Origin of the sequence: Porcincola sp. LCP21S3_C12 (assembly GCF_052118625.1) — a bacterium.
GTDB lineage: Bacteria > Bacillota > Clostridia > Lachnospirales > Lachnospiraceae > Porcincola.
This window is the reverse complement of sequence record NZ_JBQKGW010000012.1, coordinates 1-19,700: the sequence shown is the minus strand read 5'-3', so window position 1 is coordinate 19,700 and position 19,700 is coordinate 1. Positions and strand designations below refer to the sequence as shown.

Genomic DNA, 19,700 nt, shown 5'->3' with positions numbered 1-19,700 from the left:
AACGCTTCCTCCTGGTTCTATATGACCTGCAGGATCCATGTCCTTATTCCTAATAATACTACGACAACAGGCAAAACGGAAAGAAACATCAGTCTGTTTGCACGCCGGATATCCTCAGCCTCAATCATTCGGCTCGGGTCCCCCAGAGTCGGCTTTTTCACGATCTTTCCGAAATAGCTGGCATCCCCTGCCAGCTGAATCCGGAGTGCGCCGGCCATTGCGGCTTCTGTCTGGGCAGAGTTCGGACTGGCATGCCGGTTTCGGTCTCTTCTGAAGATCCGCCAGGCATTGCGGCTGTCGAGCCCGGCTGCATTTGCACATACAACCATGAAGATTCCGGATAATCTTGACGGTAAAAAGTTCAGTACGTCATCCAGTCTCGCGGCCGCTGTCCCGAAGTACCGGTACCGGTCATTCCGGTAACCCACCATCGAATCCATCGTATTGACTGCCTTGTACATCCACCCGGCAGCAGGCCCTCCGATTGCAAGAAACACCAGGGGCGCGACCACACCGTCAGATGTGTTTTCCGCCACTGTCTCGACCGCCGCCTTCGTGACTCCCTCTGCCGTCAGCGCCCGTGTATCCCGGCCGACAATCATCGATACAGCCTCCCGCGCGCCCTGCAGATCTCCCTTCTTCAGCTTCCGGTACACCTTCATCGACTCATCCGACAGCGCACGTCCGGCCAGCAGGCTGTAGCACATCAGTGTCATCACCAGGAAACGTACGACTGTCCCTGCCCGGGCGGCCAGAAAAAGCAGCAGCCAGCAGACGGCTCCCGTCACCGATGGCACCAGCACAGCCAGAAAGAATCCGGCAATCCGTTCCCCCTCCTTCCCGCGGGGCAGCACTGAGCGGAGACCGCGCTCAAGGCCGCGGATCAGAAGCCCGATCAGCCGTACCGGATGATAGATCCCATGCGGGTCTCCCAGAAGCAGGTCCAGGCCGCAGCCTGCCAGAATTGCCAGCGTTGTCTGTGTCGCGCCATCTGTGACCATGATGTTGTCCTCTCCCTCCCAGCTATAAGCATGTCATAGGAAAAGTTTATATCCAAATCTAGAAAAAAACCACTTTACAATTTACTGACTCTCAATTATGATATCGCATATCTGAAATATAGCATTTGATTGAAGAGGAGGATATAAAGGATGAGAAAATCAATCAATAAAAAGCTGGTCAGTGTCCTGGCCGCTGCTGCATTGTCCCTTTCTGCATTCACCGCATTCGGAAGCTCGGCTGAAACCGAAAATACAACTGAGGCTGCCGCGCCGGCTGCAGACGATACCAAGAACGCTGTCGCGATCGACAAGGATGCATTTGACAAGCTGATCCAGTCCGGCCCGACTGCTTCTGATGATGAAATCGCTTCCAGCGAGTGGGCTTCTGCCGTAAAGAAGAATGGAGTACTCAGAGTCGGCGGGACCAGAACTTCCTTCCTGTTCAGCCAGCTTGACGAGACGGACAACCAGGTTCGCGGCTTTGATGCCGGTCTGTACCAGCTTCTGGCGAAGTACATTCTGGGAGATTCTTCCAAATATGAGCTGACGCAGGTGGATTCCAGCACAAGAGAGTCCGTCCTGACGAGCGACCAGGTGGATGCTGTCTTCGCCACCTACTCCATCACCCCTGACAGAGAAAAGGTGATCTCCTTCGCAGGTCCGTACTATACTTCACAGCAGGCCATTCTTGTAAAGGAAGGCAACACCGATATCAAGAGCGTGGAAGATCTGTCCGGAAAGACTGTCGCAACGCAGGCGGGATCCACAGGTCCGGATATCCTTGCCCAGTATGCGCCGGATGCAACCGTACAGGAGTTTGAGAATGATATCGAGGCCAGAACCGCTCTTGAGCAGGGCAGAGTCGACGCATACGTCACGGACTACACATTGATTCTGAACGCGATTGTCAAGAATCCGGACAAGTACCAGGTTGCGGGCGATACCTTTGGCCCTGAGGACAACTACGGTATCGGTCTTCCGAAGGATTCAGACGGTGTCCAGTTCGTCAACACCTTCCTCAAAACCATCGAGGATGACGGCATCTGGTCTGACCTCTGGAAGGTCTCGCTCGGCGACAGAACCGGTATCACGACCGTACCGAAGGCTCCGGTGATCGGCGATGCGGCTGCGGAAACCGAGGCTGCCGGCACAGAGGCTGCTGAAACAGAAGCCTGAGAGCTGCATGTCAGCGGCTCCCTCTGAACGACGACAGGATGCAGCGGCAAATCGCAGACACCGCTGTAAAAGCAATGCGCAATGCGGGCGGCTGTCTCTCAGAAAAATCACGCGAGGCCGCTTCCATGCATGTTTCAAATCGTTTATAATCTGTTCCTGACAGTAGTTGCTGCAGGAACACGCGAAAAGGCTGTCCGTGAGCCAGACTCATGCGGCAGCCTTTTTTGATTCTCTCAGAGGTCATGTCATCGCCTCTCGCCCGCAGATGGGCTGCAGCTGACATACAAATAAAGGGCCGGGAGACCTTTTGCTATGAACATTGGAGAACTTCTTTCTCAATACGGAGGCAAGTATGCGATCGCACTCCTGACAACCTGGAAATTAACCGCTGTTTCATTTGTGCTTGCGCTTGTCCTTGGTGTCCTGATCACCGCGATGCGTGTAAGTCCGATTCGTCCGCTCCGGATCATTGCCGGACTGTATGTCCAGATTTTCCGGAACATCCCCGGCGTGGCGCTTCTCATATTCCTTGTCTATGCGCTGCCCTACCTGAACCTGATTTTTTCCTATCAGGCGTGTGTGCTGACTGCAACCACCCTGATTCCGGCTTCCTTCTGTTCAGAGTACCTGATGTCAGGCATGAATATGATTGACAAAGGACAGATTGAAGCTGCCCGGGCGCTGGGAATGCGCTTCACACACGTGCTGCGCAAGGTCGTGATCCCGCAGGCGCTGCGCAACAGCGTTCTGCCTCTGACAAATCTTCTGGTTGCAACCATGCTTACGACTTCCCTTGCTTCCCAGGTCCCGATGAACCCGATGGAGCTGACCGGGCTTGTCTCCCATATCAACACACACTCTGTCGGCGGCATCATGGCATTCGTGATTTCCGCGGCGCTGTACTGTGCGACTGCAGTCCTGATCGGCCAGATCGGAAGCCTGATTGACAGAAAAGTGAGGATTGTGCGATGAAGAATGAGAAGAACAACATCCGTGACTTTCTGTATGATGAGCCAGGTCCGAAGACCAGGCGGCGGATCGTCTTCTGGACCATTGTATCGCTGTTCCCGATTGCCTTCCTTCTTTACCGGATGGCCGTCCGCTTTCAGGAGAACGGGCAGCTTGCACCGCAGTACTGGTCCTTCTTCCTGAAATATACAACCTGGCGGTTTATCGGTCAGGGTCTTCTGGGTACGCTTGAGGCAGCGCTCACGGCCGGCGCCGTGGCATTTGTCATCGGCTTTCTCCTGATGAGGGGCCGTGTCAGCCGCTCCGGCATTCTCCGGAAGATTTCAGCTGCACTGATTGAGTTTACGCGCGGCGTTCCGACGCTTCTGTTCATCTACTTTTTCTTCCTGGTTGTGCCGCAGACAGGCCTGAAGCTGCCTTCTCTTCTGAGGATCGCGCTGCCGGTAGCCATCTCAGCCGTCGGTGTCGTCGCCGAGGTGTTCCGCTCCGGCGTCAACGCCGTGCCGAAGGGGCAGACAGAAGCCGCGCTGTCGCTTGGGATGCGGGACCGCCATGTGTTCTACAAGGTCATCTTTCCGCAGGCTTTCCGATATGTGATTCCTTCTCTGATCTCAGAAATCGTCATCGTCGTGAAGGACACAACATTTGCCTACGTCATCAACTTCCCGGATCTGATGCAGAACGCGAAGGTACTGATTTCCAACTATGACGCGATGCTTCCCGTTTATCTGGTCGTGTCCGTCATCTATATCCTGATTAACTTCCTGATCAATCAGCTTGCAAGAGCAGTCCGCTGACGGACTGGTTCCTGCATCCCCGATTTGTCTGCGCATGGCACATCCGGCGGCGGATTAAGTGCCGTGCTGCCCGAAAGGACTCAGCTATGAACAGTGAACGCAAAAACGGGACGGATCCCCCCGTCATCGAACTCCGAAAGGTCAACAAATATTTCGGGACACATCACGTACTCAAGGATGTCAGCCTGTCTGTCCGGCAGGGAGAGGTTGTGGTGATCATCGGTCCTTCCGGCTCCGGCAAGTCCACCCTGTGCCGTACCATGAACCGCCTGGAAACCATCAGCTCCGGTGAGATTCTGATTGAAGGTCAGCCGATGCCGGCCGAGGGTAAAGAACTCGCACAGGTTCGTTCCCGGATCGGGATGGTCTTCCAGTCCTTCAACCTCTTTCTTCACCGGACGATTCTGGATAACGTGACGATGGCCCCGATGGACGTCCTGCACATAAAACGCAAGGCTGCGGAGGAAGAGGCACTGAAGCTGCTCCGCCAGGTCGGGATCGAAGACCAGGCCAGGAAGGTCCCTGCCCAGCTCTCCGGCGGACAGCAGCAGCGAGCCGCGATTGCCCGGGCACTTGCCATGCATCCGAAGGCCATCCTCTTCGATGAGCCGACCAGCGCGCTGGACCCGGAGATGATTCAGGAGGTTCTGGATGTCATGACTTCCCTCGCGAAATCCGGCATGACGATGGTCATTGTCACGCACGAGATGAACTTTGCCAGGAATGTTGCCGACCGCATCATCTTTATGAATGATGGAGCAATTCTGGAAGAAGGATCGCCGGATGAATTCTTCGCGCATCCAAAGACAGAAAGAGCAAGGGAATTCCTTGCCTCCTTCAGAAACGAACAAAAAGAGAGTGAACTTTGATCATGAAAAAAATATATATTCTGTCCGACGCCAGAGACCTTCCGACGCATAAAAACTGTGAGGATGCCATCAAGGAAGCCGGCGGCGGCGCTGTGCTGTGCAATCTGCACGCCTCTGACGAGCAATTTACCGACGCAGACGGGTTCCTGATTCCGGGAGGCTGGGACATCAACCCTGCCCTCTACCATGAAGAAAACACGGCCAGCCTGAATATCAACGATGAGCTCGACTACTTCCAGATGCAGGCGGTCTGCTACGCGGTCAGTCACAAGATCCCGATTCTCGGCATCTGCCGGGGCATGCAGCTTCTGAACGTTTATTTCGGCGGAAGCCTGATTCAGAACATTCCGAATACAGACCGCCATGCGAGAGACAAGGGAAGTCAGACGGACAAGGTTCACCCGGTCACCGCCCTCCCCGGAACATACGCAGCCGCTCTGTATGGGAAAGAGCGCTTCTTTGTCAACAGCTCCCACCACCAGGCTGTAGACAGACTTGGCTCCGGCCTTCACGCTGTTATGTACAGCGACGATCACCTGATCGAGGGAATCTGTCACGAATCGCTGCCGGTTATTGGTGTTCAGTGGCATCCGGAACGAATGACCGGGGCCTTCCGCCGCGTTGATACGGAAGACGGAAGGCCGGTCTTTGAGAAGTTTTTGAGCATGATCTGAGAGAAAGACCGGAGCGGATCCCACTCACCCAAGCGCCACATCGAGGGCCATCATCAGCAGAAATCCGATGGAAAATGCGATTGTCCCCATATTGGAGTGCTTCCCCTGAGACATCTCCGGGATCAGTTCCTCCACGACCACATACATCATCGCGCCTGCCGCAAAGCCCAGCAGGTATGGCAGCGCAGGAATGATCAGCTCTGCAAGCAGGATCGTGAGGACCGCGCTCACCGGCTCTACCGCACCGGAGCCTACCCCTGCCAGAAAGGCCTTCCCTTTTTTCTTCCCCTCTGCCGCAATCGGCATGGAGACGATTGCCCCCTCCGGAAAGTTCTGGATCGCAATCCCGACTGAGAGCGCAAGCGCGGCTCCGATGGTGATACCGCTGCCTCCGCGGATCCAGCCTGCATAGACGATCCCGACTGCCATCCCTTCCGGAATATTGTGGAGCGTGACAGCAAGCACCATCATCGTTGTTCTGGCGAGCCTGCTCTTCGGGCCTTCCGGGCTGTCACTGAATCGGTGCAGATGCGGGATCACCTCATCCAGTACCATAAGGAACAGTGTTCCGAGCATAAAGCCGACCGCCGCCGGTACAAAAGACCACTTCCCGAGTCCGCTGCTCTGCTGCATGGCCGGAATCAGCAGACTCCAGATTGATGCAGCCACCATCACCCCGGCCGCAAAGCCTGTCAGGATTTTCTCAATCTTCACATTCAGCTGATGTTTCATCAGAAATACGCAGGCTGCCCCTGCCGAGGTTCCGATGAACGGGATCGCAAGTCCCTGGATCAGTTCCATCATCACTTTCTAGTCCCTCCTTATGATTGGCATTGTTATACTTTGATAATATTTATCATCTTTCGATAAGTCAAGCAAAGTGGTTTGTCCATCAGAAGATCTCCGGTGAAACGATCATTTTTGAAAAAATTAGTTAGACATATATAACTTACTGATGTATAATTCAATTGTAAGCAACAGATCTGATCCTGATTCATATAAGCCAAAGGAGGACGGAAATGGAATATACAGCAATCGAAAAAGTGATCGGAAGGCAGATTCTTGATTCCAGAGGGAACCCGACTGTCGAGGCGGAGGTCACGCTTGCTGACGGCACCGTCGCGAGAGGCACCTCTCCGAGCGGCGCTTCAACCGGTGAGTTCGAGGCGCTTGAGCTTCGCGACGGTGACAAGAGCAACTACGGCGGAAAGAGCGTCGAGAAGGCAGTTGCCAATGTAAACGGTGCCATCGCCGAAGCGGTCACCGGACTGGATGCATGTGACACCTACGCCGTGGATGGCGCCATGCTCAGGGCGGATGGAACAAAAGACAAATCGGCTCTTGGGGCGAACGCGATCCTGGCGGTTTCCATCGCCACGGCACGCGCGGCATCCGAAGCGCTTGGTCTTCCGCTCTACCGCTTTCTCGGCGGTGTCAATGGAAATACGCTCCCGGTTCCGATGATGAACATTCTGAACGGCGGCGTCCATGCATCGAATTCAGTCGATACACAGGAATTCATGATCATGCCGGCTGGCGCCTCCAGCTTTTCGGAAGCGCTCCGCTGGTCCGCAGATGTCTACCATGCCCTTCAGAAGCTCCTGAAGGCAGAGGGCAGCACAACTGCTGTCGGTGACGAGGGCGGTTTTGCACCGAACCTGAAGGATGACGCCGATACCATCGAACACATCCTGAAAGCCATTGAAAATGCGGGCTACAAACCAGGAAAGGATTTTGTTCTGGCGATGGACGCAGCCTCCTCTGAGTGGAAGTCAGAAAAGGGAAAGGGCTTCTATCATCAGCCGAAGTCCGGAAAGGACTTCACCTCCGATGAGCTGATTGCGCACTGGGACAAACTGGTCACCGATTATCCGATCTACTCGATCGAGGATGGCCTGGACGAGGAAGACTGGGAAGGCTGGCAGAAGATGACAGCCGCGATCGGTCACAAGGTACAGCTTGTGGGAGATGACCTGTTCGTCACCAATACAGAGCGCCTGAAGAAGGGCATTGAGCTTGGCTGCGGCAACTCCATCCTGATCAAGCTGAACCAGATTGGCTCTGTCAGCGAGACGATGAACGCCATCAAGATGGCGCACAAGGCCGGCTACACCGCCATCGTCTCCCACCGTTCCGGCGAGACAGCAGACACCACCATCGCAGATCTCGCTGTTGCGCTGAACACGCGCCAGATCAAGACCGGCGCTCCGGCCAGATCAGAGCGGGTTGCAAAGTACAACCAGCTGCTCCGCATTGAGCAGCAGCTGGGTGCGAATGCCGTGTATCCGGGATTTGATGCCTTCAACCGCCGCTGAAGACTGTTCTGAGATCTTCGATCTTCGATCTTCCAGAATCATTCGCCTTCACAGAAAAGTGGGGCAGGAAGCCATCGGTTTCCTGCCCCATTTACATATCGTTGTTGTTCCAGCTGCTGTATGATGACAACAGCCAGCGCATCTCCTTCTGTCCGGAAGATGCTGTCAGCAGCACATTCCCAGAGAATTTTCTGTGCATCAGCCCAGATAGATTGAATCCAGAATCGCCTTCCCTGTATTCGTCCTGAATATCTGCTCCCGAAAATGCCTGATATTCTCAATGGAATAGTGGCTTTCATCCGCATTCACGATATAGTCTGCCTCGATCAGAATCTGATAATCCATTCCATGGATATCCTCCAGCGTATGGTGATGCCCGACAAGGTACACAATCCGGGCGTTCTCCTCCGGAGAAAGACCGCAGTCTCTCAGAAATGCTTCGGCAAGCGGCATCCCTTCTTTTTCCTGATATTTCCCGTTCGTGTTTCCGTACTTTTCCCGGCACAGCGGGCAGGCAATATCATGAAGAAGTGCTGCAGTCTCCAGGATTTCCTGCGTTCTGTCATCCAGCCCCTCCAGCTGTCCGATCGTTCTGGCAAACGACCAGACCTTCAGGAAATGATTGATATCATGTGTATTGCCCTCCGAATACGTAATCATCTTTTTTGTGATGTCTGCGATCTGCATCTTCTCCGTCTCCATCTTTCTTTAAATTGCCTGCCCGAGGAACTGGCTCTGGTACAGGTTGTAGTAGAATCCCTTCTCCTCCATCAGCTGCCGGTGATTCCCCTGCTCGATGATATGTCCGTCCTTCATGACGAGAATCACATCTGCCGTGCGGATCGTGGAAAGCCGGTGTGCCACAATAAAGCTTGTATGGCCCTCCATCATGCGTCCAAATGCATCCTGGATCTTCAGCTCGGTTCTGGTATCGATCGAGGAAGTCGCCTCGTCCAGGATCAGCATGAATGGATGACACATCATGACACGGGCGATGCAGAGCAGCTGCTTCTGCCCCTGGGAAAAGTCCTCCCCGTTGTCCGACACAGGGGTATCATACCCCTTTGGCAGCTTCATGACAAATGAATGAATGTGGCAGGTCTTTGCCACGCGGATCATTTCTTCTTCACTGACATCCGGGTTTCCCATCGTGATATTTTCCCGGATCGTACCGGACTTCAGCCAGGTATCCTGAAGCACCATCCCATATCCGCCGCGGAGGGCATCTCTTGTCAGCATCCTGATATCCGTCCCATCGACAGAAATCGATCCCCCGCAGACATCGTAAAACCGCATCAGAAGATTGATCAGGGTTGTCTTGCCGCAGCCGGTCGGCCCTACAATTGCGACCTTCTGCCCCGGCTTCGCCTCCAGCGACAGATTCTCGATCAGCGGAACATCCTTCGTGTAGGAAAAATCCACCTGATCCAGGCAGACATGCCCTTCAAATGTCTGAGGCGCTGCCGCATCCTCCGCATCCGGAATCTGCGCCGGCTCATCGATCAGCTCAAACACCCTCGCGGCACAGGCGATGGCATTCTGAAGCTCCGTCACCACGCCGGATATCTCATTGAACGGTTTCGTATACTGGTTTGCGTAACTCAGAAACGCCGTCAGCTGCCCGACCGTAAGGGTTCCGCCTATGACGGAGAATGCTCCGACAATCCCGACGCTGGTATAGACAAGGCTGTTGACAAACCGGGTTGCAGGGTTCGTGATCGACGAGTAGAAGACCGCCTTCAGCGTTGTGTCGGTCAATCTGTCATTGATCTCATCAAAATCCGCGACAACATGCGCTCTCTGATTATACGCCTTGACCACCCTCTGGCCCTCGACCATCTCATTGATCAGTCCAGTCTGCTCTCCCCGGATTGCCGTCTGCTTCTGGAACATTGAGTATGTCCGCTTCGAGATGAACCCCGCCACCAGGAAGGATACCGGGGTGATGACCACGACAGCGAGTGTAATCTTCACATTGACCGACAGCATGAACGCCAGCGTTCCGACAATGGTCACCACGCCGCTGAAAAGCTGGGTGAACCCCATCAGCAGTCCGTCGGCAAACTGATCGGCATCGGCGATGACCCGGCTCTCGATGTCCCCGTAGGGATGCGCGTCGATAAAGCTGAGCGGCAGCTTTTCAATCTTCGCAAAAGCATCATTGCGGATATCCCGGACAACCTCAAATGTCATCTTGTTGTTGCACAGATTCATCAGCCACTGGCCGGAGCCTGTGATCACTGCACAGCAGATGATTTTATAGATGATTCCCCGGACTCCGTAAAAATCCACCTTTCCTTTTCCGATCATATAGTCGACGGAGCGCCCGGTCAGCTTCGGGATGTAAAGCGTCAGCAGTACCGTCACGACAGCCAGGGCCAGAGAAAGATACAGGTAGATTCTATATTTCCAAATATACCGGACAATCCTTCTGAGTGTCGCCTTCTGGCTTTCCTTCTTTTCCTGTTTACGCATGGGCGGCCTCCTTCGGGAACTGCGAATAATAGATTTCCTGGTACACTTCATTGGATCTCAGAAGCTCTTCATGTGTCCCTTTCCCGACCAGCTTTCCGTCGTCCAGGACCAGAATCAGGTCTGCGTACTGCACAGAAGCGGCACGCTGGGAGACAATAAACGTTGTCATCGAATGGCTCATTTTCCGGATGGCCATGCGGAGCTTTGCATCCGTCGCGAAATCAAGCGCAGATGCGCTGTCATCCAGAATCAGGATGTCCGGCTTTTTCATCAGTGCGCGTGCGATCGTCAGGCGCTGCCGCTGCCCGCCTGACAGATTTCTGCCGTTCTGTTCCAGCATATACCCGACACCACCCGGCTTTTTGTCCACATATTCCTTCGCCTGAGAGATTTCAAGTGCCTGTTCAAAGTCCTGGCTCTGCGCCTCCGCGTTCCCCCATCGGAGATTATCCGCGATGCTTCCCTTGAACAGCTCTGCCTTCTGGAGCACAATTCCGACATGATCTCTGAGAGAGGCAGTATCCAGTTTCCGGACATCGGTTCCGAAGACATCCACCTCTCCTTCCGACACATCATAAAAACGCGGAATCAGGTTCACAAGTGAAGACTTTCCGCTCCCGGTTCCGCCGATGATTCCGACGGTCTGTCCTTTCCTTGCTTCAAATGAAATATGCTCCAGCGCACGCCCTGCGCTTCCCTTATAGGAGAGCGATACATCCCGGAAAGCGACAGCCGGTCTATCATCTTCCACGGCGGAGAGCTTCTGCTCGCCATTCTTCATGTCAGGCTGCACAGCCAGGACCGCCGCGATCCGATCGCCGCAAGCTGCCGCCTTTGTCATCTGAATGATCAGATTGGCCAGCTTGATCAGCTCGATGAGGATCTGGGACATATAGTTCAGCAGCGCGACAACCTGTCCGGCCTTCAGGATTCCTGTATCAATCCGGACCGCACCGACATAGATCAGCGCGCAGGTTGAAAGATTGATGATGACATAGGTCACCGGATTCATCAGCCCTGATATACGTCCGACAAATTTCTGGGAGGCCGCAAGCGTCCCGTTGTTTTCCCGGAACCGTCTTGTCTCGTCCGGCTCTTTCCGGAACGCCCGTATCACCCGGACACCTGTCAGATTCTCCCGCGTACTCGTCATTATCCGGTCCAGATTGGCCTGTACACCCTTGTAAAGCGGCATGGTCGCCAGCATGATACCGAAAACCACAACGGACAGAATCGGAATGGTGATTACAAAGAGCATAGCTGAGCGTGCGTCAACCGTGAAAGCCATGATCATTGCCCCAAACACCACAAAGGGCGAACGCAGAAACAGACGCAGAAACAGGTTGACGCCGTTCTGAACCTGGTTGACATCACTTGTCAGACGCGTGATCAGCGTATCCGTCCCGAATGTATCCATCTGTGAGAAGGTCAGGCTCTGGATCTTGTCAAAAAGCGCATGGCGCAGCGCCCCGGCGAACCCGGTTGCCGCCTTTGCCGCAAAATACTGCGCGGTAATAGAAGCTGCCAGTCCTACAACTCCAAGAAGAATCAGTACAAGGCACATGGAAATGACATAGTGACGGTCATGGTTCCGGATTCCGGTGTCGATGACAGCCGCCATGACAAGCGGGACCAGGAGCTCGAATGTCGCCTCCAGCATCTTGAACAGTGGTGCCAGTATCGATTCCTTTCGATACTTTTTCAGATAAACAAGCAGCGATTTCATACTGTTCCTTTCTTTGATACGCCTTTTGCAGCGCTGTTCTTTTGCTGCCCTCTCATCGTACCACCATACAATCTATATGAATAATATTGATTTTATATTATAATGATATGAAATTCGTATTGTATGATGAAAGCGACCGAATCGATCCGAGAGAAAATCATGGAACTGAAACAGATGTTGTACTATACGGTGATCGTTGAAGAAGGACCTTTCAGGCTGCTGCCAGAAAGCTGAACATGACGCAGCCGCCCCTGAGCGCTCAGATCCGGCAGCTGGAGGAAGAGATCGGCGCCCCGCTTTTGATCAGAGGCCCCAGACATGTCCGGATGACAGATACAGGAGACTTTTTTTACCGCCGGGCAAAAAATATGCTCCAGCTTGCAGACGCTACAGAAAAAGAACTGAAAGACCTAAGGATGGGAAAGAGCGGAACAATCCGGCTCGGCGTCATCTCCTCCGCATCAGAACACCTGCTGCAGCGGTATGTCAGACCCTTTTCTGCCCTGTATCCGGATGTCCACTTTGAACTGACAGAGGCCAATACCTATGAGCTTCTGTCCCGGCTCGATTCGGACCTGCTGGATCTGGCACTTGTGCGGACTCCCTTTACCCGGGAGCCTTCCTACGAGATCCGGGAGCTTGATGCGGAGTTCCTCTGCGCTGTCAGCATACAGACCGGACTGTCAGACTGCGGACGCGCAGTCTCAGATGCACGACCCTGCAGGGATCGGGAATCCGCGCAGGAAAGCGGCCATGCCACCCCGGATGACATCTCTCTGGAAGCTCTCCGCCCGCTTCCCCTGATCATCTACAGAAGGTGGAAACAGCTGCTGGATACCCGCTTCGCCGAGACCGGAGATGTACCGCATTACTACTGCATTGCTGACGACGCGAGAACCTGTATCTCCTGGGCAAAGGCCGGACTCGGATATGCAATCGTTCCGCTCTCCGCCACCTACACGCTTAATTCCGGGAGCAGGCTCTCCAGACCGTCTGCATTCAATGATCCATCCGTTCAGGATGTAAATCCATTCTCTGCAGGAGGAGTCCCTGCCCCGGTGCACGCAGATCATCTGCCGGAGCCCTCAGCCTCCTCGCTGTGGATCCGGCGGACAATCCGCCCGGCAATCAGCTCAACTGTCTGTGCTGTCACCCGGAAAACTGCCTATCAGTCCTCCGCACTCGAACTTTTTCTGAACACCTGCGAAAGCGGTCTCTCCAGCGTCAGATCAGGCTGAAGGAGCGAGCCTGACCCGGATTACAATACATGCCAGATTCAGAACACGCGGATCCCCGGGTTCCGCCTTCCTCTTACAGCGTCCCTGTCCGGAAGAACCGGATATGGAATGCTGTGCCTTCTCCTTCCGCTCCTGAAACCTCGATGCTGCCGTTCTGCTTCTGAATCACTTCCTTCGCCAGCGACAGGCCGATCCCGGCGCTGTCCGGAGAGGCCTGCTTTCCCTTATAGAACCGTTCAAAAATATGAGGCAGATCTCCTTCCGATATGCCGCATCCGTTGTCACAGATATTCAGATCCACTGCAACCACAGACTGACTGGCCCTGATTCGGACCGTTCCGCCTGGCGTATGCTCGATTGCATTGCGAATGATGTTACTCAGTGCCTCTTTCGTCCATCTGGAATCCGTAATGATCGATACATTTCCCGGGACATTCATCTTCAGCGCTGTCCCATTCAGCTCTGCATAGACAGAAAGATCCTGAAGCACAGACGCCAGAAGCACTGCCAGGCTGACGGTCTCCCGGCGAAAGGCAATCGCCCCTGCGTCCATCTGTGCAATCGCCAGGAGGGTATGAACCAGCCAGTTCAGATGATCCGCGCTTTCATGAATCGAACGGACGCAGCTGTCCCTTGTCTCCTTATCCAGTTCATCTCCCATCAGGTTCTCACTCATGAGGGTAATGACTGACAGCGGGGTCTTCATCTGATGAGAGATGTTTTCAAGCATCTCAGCAAGATACCCGCTGCGCGCCTTTTCCCTGGTATACTGCTCATGCAGCGACGCTGCAAGCTTGTATACCTCACTCTGTAGGACTCTGACGTCCCCCTCCTGCATCGTTTCCATAGAAGGCAGCTGCGTTTTATCCTGCACCTGCTCCGTGTAAGCCGTCAGTTCTCTGATTTCTCTCTTGATTTGCCGAAGTCTGACCAGTTCCCTGACAGCCAGCGTCATCACAATCAGTAAGGCACCTGAAAACAGGCCAACCCAAAGCACAGACATCTCCTGCCCCTCTCTGTCTGCATCCCCACGTTGCAGCTCCGGGATTCTTCCCGCCTGTGGCACGCCCCTTTATGGTTCTCTCCGTCACGACTTTCCTGATTCTGAAGCCGGCATCCGCACCACTGGCTCAGGAATCTTCCCGAAGCCGGTATCCCATGCCGCGCACCGTTTCGATCTGCTGCCCGCTCTCATCATCCAGCTTCTGCCTCAGCCGCCTGATATAAACCGTCAGCGTATTGTCATTCACGAAGTTGCCCCCATCATCCCACAGGAAAGAGAGGATCTGGTTCCGTCTGAGCAGCTGTCCGCGGTTTTGAAGGAATACCAGAAGCAGCCTGTACTCGACTGCCGAAAGCATGATCTCCTTTCCCTGCCTTTCGACTTTTCCCTTCCGGATATCGATCACATTCTCCCCGACCCGGAAGATCGTCTTTTTCTCCCCATGCGGCACGATTCTGCGCCGGATGGCATCCATCCTCGCAAGCAGTTCCCGGAGATGAAACGGCTTTGTAATGTAGTCGTCTCCACCGCTGCCCAGTGCCTCAACCGCATTTTTCTCGTCATCACACGCTGTCAGAAAGATGATCGGGACAGATGACCTGCGTCTGATATGCCTGCAGACCTCCATGCCGGTTCCATCCGGAAGCCTCATGTCCAGCAGTACAAAATCGATGCTGTCCGCCTGTTGATCATACACAGACAAGGCCTCCCTCACAGAACCGGCCGGAAGAACCTGGCTGCCCTTTGTCTTCAGGGCAACCTGCAGTCCCATCATCAGCATCCGGTCATCTTCCACAATCAGGATCATATGCTCTCCGTCTTGATTTCCTCAATGATGTCTGTGGCGGCTTCCTTCCTGCATCTGCCTTGAGCAATACAGAGGACAACCACCGCTGTCGCAAGTATCATCAGGCCAATCATACCATACGGAACCGGAATCGAAAATCTGCCAAATGCCTCCATGATCACCCTTTTAAAAACCAGGCATAAGGCAGCTGAGACCGGCATTGCCACCAGGAATGCCTCGAGGAGCAGCCCCGAAAACTCCCGCAGCGTCAGCTGGCGCATCTCCCTTCTCGTCATGCCCACTGACCGCAGCATCGCATTCTGCCTTCTCCGCACCACGAAGAGACTGCAGACAGAATTGTAGACATTCAGAAAGCAGATCAGGCAGCTGAAGAACAGAAACAGAAGCATCAGCGTGCGGATCATCTTCGCCACCATCTCCAGGAAGGAACCGCTTTCAAGACTCCCTGAATCAACCAGCTCCAGATGCTTTGCCGACTCGATCTGCGAGAGCACCGGCTCCGCCTCCTTTCCGGCATCAAAGCTGATCGCCGTTGAGAACGCCTGTTTCAGTCTCCGGTTTGCCCATTTCACAAGACTCTCCCGTACAAATAGCCGGATATACTGCCCATCGTTGATTTTCAGCCATCCTGAGACCTGCTTCATGTCTCCGATTCCCGCGATCCAGAAGGAGACGGAATGGTCTTTTCCATCGTCTCCGGTAAGTGTGGTCTGAATCCGGTCTCCAACATTCTTATCTGTCATACGGGAGATTTCCACATATTTGTATCCGGACGGCTTTTTCCCCCAGATCTGATAACTGTCTGTCGACAGGTTGCCGGAACTGCACAGAATACAGGATACTTCCTTTTCAGTTTCCGCGCGGGAATCCGTCTGATTGTCCCCGTCTGTTTCCGTGTCCCCTCCGACCGCCTTCAGCAACTTGTCGAATTCCCTGTCATCGAGCGCCAGAACGGATACTGTCCCGAAAACATCTTTCTGGTAATAGTCCCGCATGAATGCCTTCTTCGAGACCCCGTACTGCTTCAGAACCTGGTAGAGGGCATTCCAGTATTCCTGCGAATACAGGTTCTGATCAGCTGTAAAAACACCCGGCGTGCACTCATCATAGCGGACAAGATTCCGGATTCCAGCCGTCTTCTTCAGCTGGCTGTAAACCTGGTCCATATCTGCAGACTCATCCCCATCAGACACAATGGTCCACTTTCGCTTCAGCTCATCGCCGACCACTTCGTCAGATGACCGGTTCAGCTTATAATCAACCATCTGAACCACGCCGGTTCCGGCGTAGGAGACCGTCATGATGATCGCAAAAAACACTGCAAGCGCACGGACGATGCTTCCCTGCTGCTGTTTTTCATGCCGGAAGAATCCCCTTGTCAGCAGCCTGATGCCGGATTCTCTGATGCAGGACTTCTTCCCGCGCACAATCCTCCGGTTTCCCAGCGCTCCCCGTAGGCCCCGTGCTCTCCTGCCGCCTGCAGCTTCCTCTATTCCTCTGATACTTTCAATCGGACCGACTTTCCCGATCCTTGCTGCCGGCCGGAGGGCGCTGAGCAGGACGATCCCCACGCTGCAGCAGATGACCAGGGAAACCGCCCCCGTTCTGACATCCAGGCACACCGGGACGTCAGACAAAATCGCCAGGGCTGCCCCCTGCTGCATCATCTCCGTGATCGGTTTCAGAATCCGGACTCCACCCCAGACAAACAGAAGTCCGCTGAAAAATCCAAGCGGCAGGGACGGCACCAGCAGAAGAAGAGCTTCATAGTAGACACTGCTCCGCTTCTGCCGTGCAGTCGCTCCGGCGGATGACAACATGCCAAGATAACGGCACCTCTGCTCATATGAAATATTGAATATGTTGCTGATCAGGATCATTGTCGCTGCAAATATGAAAATCACAAAGAAAATCTGCGCTGCCACAATGATCTTGTCAATCGTCGAATCCCCCGACATTCCGAAGGAGGAAAGAACCTTGTCATTGAAGGTTACTCTGTCTCCCCACTTCTCTTCCAGCTGACTGCGAAGTCCGCTCACCGCACCTGAGTTGAGTGAGCCGTCCGTCAGCTCTGCGCTGACGGTAACCTTCCCGATGCTGCCGTCGGCCGGTTCAATTGTGCTTCTTTCCGGCAGATAAGCCAGCGCTGTGTAGGCAGCCTGCCCTGCATTCTCATAATAAGGGGCCTCCACAAATCCGACCACCTTGAGCGTTGTTTCGTATCCGGTTGGTACATGGATCTCCTGGCACTCTTCATAAAATGAATCTCCTTCCGGAAAATACCCGAAGGAATCTCCGACCTTCACGGTCTGTCCTGCCTTGATCTGAAGCTCCAGAAATGGAAATACCAGGTCTGTGTCGCTGAAATTGTGGATGAACCTTCTGAATGTCCGCACCTTGATGGTGTCTCCCAGCGCGATGGTTCCGCCATCATCCAACGCTGTCCTGGAGAGCACAGCCTCCCCTTCCTTCTGCGGGAGCCTGCCCTCTGTCACATGGATATTCGCCATGCTGAACATGGAAGCATTGTACAGCCGGATATTCAGAAACGGACGCTCCGGGTTGCCGCTCTGCAAAAAAACTGTATCTCCCTCATTACCGGAGATGCCTGTCCGCCTGACAAATGGGTAGGAAGTGATCTTTCCGTATTCCCCCTCGCGCACATTACTGAACGCGATGTGCCACTTCCCGCTGCCTGCGGCTGTAACATCTGCCATGTACCGGATCGCTGTATCCCGCCCGATGAACACACAGACAAGCAGCGCAATGCATAAGGACAGACTCAAGATATAGAGCACATTCCTTTTCCGGTTCTTCTGCATGTAACGCCTGGTAACAAGAAAAACCGCATTATTTCTGCTCATCACTGCCTGCGCCTCCCTCCTGCTTCAGAAGCTCCGTACCCGAAGACCGTTCCGAAGTCTCATCCGCCGCGCGTACATCAGAAATCCTGCTGTCAGAGTCCGCAGATGGCTGGACATATGGACGGCGGATCCTCTCATCCCTGAGAATCTGCCCATCCTCCATATAGAGCATCCGGTCTGCCTGAAGCGCAATCTGCTCATCATGTGTGATCAGAATGACCGTCTGATCAAACCGCTGGTTAGACTCCTTCAACAGGGATACAATCTCCTCACTGTTTTTCCGATCCAGGTTCCCGGTCGGCTCATCACACAAAAGAAGAGACGGGTGCGTGAAAAGCGCCCTCCCGATGGAGACGCGCTGCTGCTGTCCGCCGGACAGCTGCGATGGGAGGTGCGTCCGTCTGTCCTCCAGGTGGAGGTAGGAAAGGATTTCGTCCAGTCGCTCCGCATCGACTTTTCTTCCATCAAGAAGATATGGAAGAACAATGTTCTCCTCCGCCGTCAGAACCGGAATCAGATTGTAAAACTGATAGACCAGCCCGATATGCCGCCTTCGGAAAATCGCCAGCCTGTCTTCATCCAGGGTATACAAATCGGTTCCCCCGACCTCAACCGTTCCCCCGCTCGGGTGATCCACCCCACCAAGGAGATGCAGAAGCGTAGACTTCCCGGACCCGGAAGGGCCTACAATCGCCACAAACTCGCCCTTCTGAACCGAGAAACTGACATGGTCCAGGGCGACAGTTTTCCCGTCTCCTCTTCCGTACACACGCGTCAGATTGCTGCACTTCAATATATCCATATCCCTCTTCCTCTCCAGGTATCGTTCCGAGCCTTGTCTGTTTTCCTTCTGCCCTCTTTTTTACAGCTACAGTCTAGCAGGGAGAAATGACATAAAAATGACTGGACAGGTGACAAATTTGTCACCCGCCCAGTCTGTGACACCCTGGCGTCAGGCCTTCCTGTTGGTTTATTTCACGAAAAGCCGAAGCGACTCCACATCCTCGGGTGTCAGCCTCATACTTGCAGTATAGCTCTTCCCCTCAGGTGTCGTTGCAGTGATCTCAAAGATCGTCCCAGGCTGAATCGCATGCTCATTCAACGTCTTCCCGAAACTGACGATCTTCGGATGCTGCTCTCTGAAAATATGAAGCCTCTCTTTTGCCTTTAAAAGGCTTTTGGGATTCAGTGCCATCTTTTTATCCTCCTCAAGGATTGAACTTAAATATTGTCAAGCTCCAGAAGCATATACACAAGCTCCTGATAGCCCGAAAACCTCGAATTGAATCCTCTGGGATTCCGTCCGAATTCCTGAAATCCCACACTTCGATACAAGGAGACCGCCCTTTCGTTCTCTGCCACTACATTCAGTTCCAGCTGCTGATAGCCGGTCTTCCGGGCACATTGAATACAAGCCTTCGTAAGGATTCTCCCCAGACCAAGTCCCCAGTATTCCTTCAAAACACTGATACCAAAATCAGCCCGATGCCTGACCTTGTACTTTCTCCCGACAACCCCAATTCCTGCGATTCCCACAATCTTCCCATCAATGATGGCTGCAAGCTCTATCTCGTCCGGACTGTTCATCTTTTCTTCCAGATAGCCTGCCTCCTGCTCCGCGTTAAAACTTTTTTCATCCGGATAGCTCAGCAGATAATCGGTCTGTTCATGGGCTGTTATCCCGCATTTTATCTGGTCCTAAACCATACCACATTCAATCAAATTAAAAAGAGGCACAGCATAAATTATTCTGATGGATTTTACATCGGATTGCTTTATGCCGTG

General features: G+C 53.8%; 17 protein-coding genes and 2 pseudogenes. 8 read left to right on the top strand and 11 right to left on the bottom strand.

Annotation, left to right across the window (positions count from 1 at the left end):
* Nucleotides 1–17 precede the first annotated feature (17 nt).
* Nucleotides 18–1,001 (bottom strand): adenosylcobinamide-phosphate synthase CbiB, encoded by a 984-nt coding sequence (gene cbiB / locus ACTQ1N_RS07655; protein ID WP_441956186.1) that lies wholly within the window; start codon nt 999–1,001, stop codon nt 18–20.
* Nucleotides 1,002–1,151: 150 nt separating this feature from the next.
* Here cbiB and ACTQ1N_RS07650 point away from each other — a divergent pair, with 150 nt between their 5' ends.
* From ACTQ1N_RS07650 to ACTQ1N_RS07630, 5 genes are all read left to right on the top strand, one after another.
* A complete protein-coding gene (locus ACTQ1N_RS07650; RefSeq protein WP_441956184.1) occupies nt 1,152–2,177 on the top strand; it encodes a glutamate ABC transporter substrate-binding protein in 1,026 nt (341 codons plus the stop codon).
* A gap of 312 nt (nt 2,178–2,489) precedes the next feature.
* Nucleotides 2,490–3,149 (top strand): amino acid ABC transporter permease, encoded by a 660-nt coding sequence (locus tag ACTQ1N_RS07645; protein WP_441956182.1) that lies wholly within the window; start codon nt 2,490–2,492, stop codon nt 3,147–3,149.
* Nucleotides 3,146–3,943, top strand: a complete 798-nt coding sequence (locus ACTQ1N_RS07640) for an amino acid ABC transporter permease (protein ID WP_441956180.1) — start codon at nt 3,146–3,148, stop codon at nt 3,941–3,943. Before ACTQ1N_RS07645 ends, ACTQ1N_RS07640 begins: the two co-directional genes overlap by 4 nt.
* An 86-nt stretch (nt 3,944–4,029) precedes the next feature.
* Entirely contained in the window at nt 4,030–4,812 is a 783-nt protein-coding gene (locus ACTQ1N_RS07635) for an amino acid ABC transporter ATP-binding protein (RefSeq protein WP_441956178.1), read from the top strand.
* 2 nt (nt 4,813–4,814) lie between these two features.
* Nucleotides 4,815–5,486, top strand: a complete 672-nt coding sequence (locus ACTQ1N_RS07630) for a gamma-glutamyl-gamma-aminobutyrate hydrolase family protein (protein ID WP_441956176.1) — start codon at nt 4,815–4,817, stop codon at nt 5,484–5,486.
* 24 nt (nt 5,487–5,510) lie between these two features.
* Here the strand turns inward: ACTQ1N_RS07630 and ACTQ1N_RS07625 are convergent, their stop codons facing one another.
* Complete coding sequence (locus ACTQ1N_RS07625) at nt 5,511–6,287, bottom strand: ZIP family metal transporter (protein WP_441956250.1); 777 nt, start codon at nt 6,285–6,287, stop codon at nt 5,511–5,513.
* Nucleotides 6,288–6,505: 218 nt separating this feature from the next.
* Here ACTQ1N_RS07625 and eno point away from each other — a divergent pair, with 218 nt between their 5' ends.
* Nucleotides 6,506–7,801: a phosphopyruvate hydratase gene (gene eno, locus ACTQ1N_RS07620; RefSeq protein WP_441956174.1), complete on the top strand. Its 1,296-nt coding sequence runs from the start codon at nt 6,506–6,508 to the stop codon at nt 7,799–7,801.
* Nucleotides 7,802–7,999: 198 nt separating this feature from the next.
* Here eno and ACTQ1N_RS07615 read toward each other — a convergent pair whose 3' ends face one another.
* From ACTQ1N_RS07615 to ACTQ1N_RS07605, 3 genes are read right to left on the bottom strand one after another with little or no spacing between them, the layout of a single operon-like run.
* Nucleotides 8,000–8,488: an HD domain-containing protein gene (locus tag ACTQ1N_RS07615; protein WP_441956172.1), complete on the bottom strand. Its 489-nt coding sequence runs from the start codon at nt 8,486–8,488 to the stop codon at nt 8,000–8,002.
* A 21-nt stretch (nt 8,489–8,509) separates the two neighbouring features.
* Nucleotides 8,510–10,276, bottom strand: coding sequence for an ABC transporter ATP-binding protein (locus ACTQ1N_RS07610; RefSeq protein WP_441956170.1), 1,767 nt, complete (start codon nt 10,274–10,276; stop codon nt 8,510–8,512).
* Nucleotides 10,269–12,002, bottom strand: coding sequence for an ABC transporter ATP-binding protein (locus ACTQ1N_RS07605; RefSeq protein WP_441956168.1), 1,734 nt, complete (start codon nt 12,000–12,002; stop codon nt 10,269–10,271). The genes ACTQ1N_RS07610 and ACTQ1N_RS07605 overlap by 8 nt, the downstream gene beginning before the upstream one ends.
* A gap of 215 nt (nt 12,003–12,217) precedes the next feature.
* Here ACTQ1N_RS07605 and ACTQ1N_RS07600 point away from each other — a divergent pair.
* A pseudogene (locus tag ACTQ1N_RS07600) lies at nt 12,218–12,331 on the top strand (helix-turn-helix domain-containing protein); the annotation flags it as partial.
* Nucleotides 12,329–13,240 carry a LysR substrate-binding domain-containing protein gene (locus tag ACTQ1N_RS07595; RefSeq protein WP_441956249.1) on the top strand — a complete coding sequence of 304 codons (912 nt, stop codon included), beginning with the start codon at nt 12,329–12,331 and terminating at the stop codon, nt 13,238–13,240. The pseudogene ACTQ1N_RS07600 and the gene ACTQ1N_RS07595, both read left to right, overlap by 3 nt.
* Before the next feature lie 73 nt (nt 13,241–13,313).
* Here the strand turns inward: ACTQ1N_RS07595 and ACTQ1N_RS07590 are convergent, their stop codons facing one another.
* From ACTQ1N_RS07590 to ACTQ1N_RS07565, 6 genes and pseudogenes are all read right to left on the bottom strand, one after another.
* A complete protein-coding gene (locus ACTQ1N_RS07590) occupies nt 13,314–14,243 on the bottom strand; it encodes a sensor histidine kinase (protein ID WP_441956166.1) in 930 nt (309 codons plus the stop codon).
* A 127-nt stretch (nt 14,244–14,370) separates the two neighbouring features.
* Nucleotides 14,371–15,051, bottom strand: coding sequence for a response regulator transcription factor (locus ACTQ1N_RS07585; protein WP_441956164.1), 681 nt, complete (start codon nt 15,049–15,051; stop codon nt 14,371–14,373).
* Nucleotides 15,048–17,915 (bottom strand): ABC transporter permease, encoded by a 2,868-nt coding sequence (locus tag ACTQ1N_RS07580; RefSeq protein WP_441956162.1) that lies wholly within the window; start codon nt 17,913–17,915, stop codon nt 15,048–15,050. The genes ACTQ1N_RS07585 and ACTQ1N_RS07580 overlap by 4 nt, the downstream gene beginning before the upstream one ends.
* The gene (locus ACTQ1N_RS07575; RefSeq protein WP_441956160.1) at nt 17,902–18,717 is read right to left on the bottom strand and encodes an ABC transporter ATP-binding protein; all 816 of its coding nucleotides are present in this window, start codon (nt 18,715–18,717) and stop codon (nt 17,902–17,904) included. Before ACTQ1N_RS07575 ends, ACTQ1N_RS07580 begins: the two co-directional genes overlap by 14 nt.
* A 168-nt stretch (nt 18,718–18,885) precedes the next feature.
* Complete coding sequence (locus tag ACTQ1N_RS07570) at nt 18,886–19,110, bottom strand: hypothetical protein (RefSeq protein ID WP_441956158.1); 225 nt, start codon at nt 19,108–19,110, stop codon at nt 18,886–18,888.
* A gap of 26 nt (nt 19,111–19,136) precedes the next feature.
* A pseudogene (locus ACTQ1N_RS07565) lies at nt 19,137–19,586 on the bottom strand (GNAT family N-acetyltransferase); the annotation flags it as partial.
* Nucleotides 19,587–19,700 lie beyond the last annotated feature (114 nt).